We start from the raw sequence: 2,326 nt of genomic DNA, 5'->3' as shown, positions 1-2,326 counted from the left end.
AGATGTGTATAAGAGACAGGAACACCGGGGCGGGGGCGCCGCGCCAGGCGCCGGTGGAGAAGAAGTCGGCGGTCTCCTGGGCGGTGGGCCGCTCCTCGGGCCGCTTGGCCAGCATCGCCAGCAGCCTGCGCTCGAAGTCCGGGGTCAGCGGCACTCCGAGGGTGCTCGGCGGCACCGGGTCGGTGTCGATGTGCTGGTAGAGGATCGCGGTGGAGTTGTCGGCGTGGAACGGGGGACGGCCGGTCAGCAGCTGGTAGAGCACGCAGCCCAGCGAGTAGACGTCGGAGCCGGGGCCCGCCGGGCGGCCGAGCGCCCGCTCGGGGGCCAGGTAGAGGCTGGTGCCGACGATCTGCCCGGCGGTGGTCAGCGCGGCCGCCGGGTCGTCCACGAACCGGGCGATGCCGAAGTCGCCCAGCTTGACCGTGCCGTCGGCGTCGCTCAGCAGATTGCCCGGCTTGATGTCCCGGTGGACGATGCCCTGCCGGTGGGCCAGCGCCAGTCCGGCCGCGGTGTGCGCGGCGACCACGGCGACCCGCTCCGGCGGCAGCGCCCCCGCCCCGGCCAGCTCCTGGGCGAGGCTGTGCCCGGCGACGTACTCCATGACCAGGTAGAACCGGCCGTCCCAGGAGCCGAAGTCGAAGACCCCGACGACGTGCGGGTGGCTCAGCCGGGCGGCGGTCTGGCCCTCCAGCCGGAAGCGGGCCGCGGTCTGGGCGTCGGAGTCGTCGCCCAGCAGCAGCTTCAGTGCGACCGGGCGGCCCAGCACCTCGTCCGTGGCGTGCCACACCTCGCCCATCGCGCCCCGGCCGATGGCCGACTCCAACCGGTACCGATCCGCCACCAGCACCCTGTGCACCTACCCGCCTGAACCGACTGCTTGCGAACACTCCGGCGGATCGGCCGCGCCGCGAGGGGGCGTGGTGGGGGCGAGTCCGCTACGACGCTCAGCGTACCCACCTCCCGCGTCCGGTCCGGCGTCACCGTCGGTGTAGCGTCCGCCCGTTGGCCGCCCACGGACGCCAGGAGCCGCTGTGACCGTACGAGAGGACCTGACGCCCGCCGCCGGACGGCCGCTGCTGGGGGTGGTGGTCTGCGGCGCGGGCAACGCCGGCAAGGTCGGCACGCTGCTGCTCCAGGCCCGCAGGCGGGGCTGGGAGACGATGGTGATCGCCACGCCGGCGGGGCTCGGCTTCCTGGACCGGGCGGCGGTCGAGGCGGCGACCGGGCGGCCGGTGCGGTCGGCCTGGCGGCTGCCGGGCGAGGAGCGCCCGCCGCGCGACCCGGACGCCCTCGCGGTCGCCCCGGCCACCTTCAACACGGTCAACAAGTGGGCCGCCGGCATCGCCGACACCCTCGCCCTGGGCGTCCTGTGCGGGGCGTACGGCAAGGGGCTGCCCACCGCCGTCCTGCCCGCCGTCGGCCCGGACCTGGCCGCCCACCCCGCGTACGCCCGGAGCCTGGAGGCGCTGCGCACGATGGGCGTGCTGGTGGGCGGCGGGGCCGCCTTCCGGTGGGGGGAGGCGCTGGACCTGCTGGAGCCGGCCCGGGTCCGGCTCGGCGGCGGGAGACCGTAGCGGCCGGGGCGGCGCTCAGCGGGGGACCAGCACGACCTCGGTGGCCTTGACGGCGGCGTGCACCGGGGCGCCGTCGGTCAGGGAGAGCTCGGCGGCGGCGGCCGGGGTGACCTCGGCGACCAGGTCGGGGGCGTCGGCACAGGCGATGAGCACGCGCAGCCGGGAGCCGACGGCGGTGATCTCGCGGACGGTGCCGGTCCAGACGTTGCGCGGGCTGCCGGTGGGCGGTTCGCGGTGCAGGGAGACGGCCTCGGGGGCGATGATCGCGAGGGCTTCCGCGCCGGGGGCGACGGGGTCCGCGGCGACCACGGCGGCCCCGCCGGGCACGGCCAGGCCGTCGGCGGTGGTGGTGCCGGGCCAGGCGTTGCGGCCCAGCATCCGGGCCACCCAGGCCGAGCGGGGGTGGCGGGTGACCTCGGCGGGCGCGGCGTCCTGCACGGCCCGGCCGTCCTCCAGGACCAGCACCCGGTCGGCGAGCGAGACGGCCTCGACCGGGTCGTGGGTGACGATCAGGCAGACCCCGCCGAAGCCGTCGAGGTGGCGGCGCAGGGTGTGCCGGACACGGGCCCGGGTGGTCTGGTCGAGCGCGGCCAGCGGCTCGTCGAGGAGGAGCAGGCGGGGGGGGGGGGGCCGGGGCCCGGGCCGTGGGGCGCCCGGGGGCGCGTGGGCGCGGGAAAAGGGGGGGGGGGGGGGGGGGGGGGGGGCCCGCCCCGCGGCCGGGCCCCCCCCGCCTGGGGGGGGGCCCGGGCCCC

2 protein-coding genes and 1 pseudogene are annotated in these 2,326 nt (G+C 77.6%); 1 reads left to right on the top strand and 2 read right to left on the bottom strand.

From position 1 onward, the window contains the following. The coding region (locus C6N75_RS28485) for a serine/threonine-protein kinase (protein WP_105871733.1) at positions 1-847 on the bottom strand (847 nt) is incomplete at its 3' end. Between the two features lie 184 nt (positions 848-1,031). Here C6N75_RS28485 and C6N75_RS28480 point away from each other — a divergent pair. Beyond that, complete coding sequence (locus C6N75_RS28480) at positions 1,032-1,574, top strand: flavoprotein (protein WP_258177665.1); 543 nt, start codon at positions 1,032-1,034, stop codon at positions 1,572-1,574. 15 nt (positions 1,575-1,589) lie between these two features. Here the strand turns inward: C6N75_RS28480 and C6N75_RS28475 are convergent. Beyond that, a pseudogene (locus tag C6N75_RS28475) lies at positions 1,590-2,195 on the bottom strand (TOBE domain-containing protein); the annotation flags it as partial. Positions 2,196-2,326 lie beyond the last annotated feature (131 nt).

Source organism: Streptomyces solincola (genome assembly GCF_002982015.1).
Classification (GTDB): Bacteria; Actinomycetota; Actinomycetes; order Streptomycetales; family Streptomycetaceae; genus Streptomyces; species Streptomyces solincola.
The sequence above is the reverse complement of the archived record's forward strand: the minus strand, read 5'-3'. Positions and strand labels throughout refer to the sequence as shown.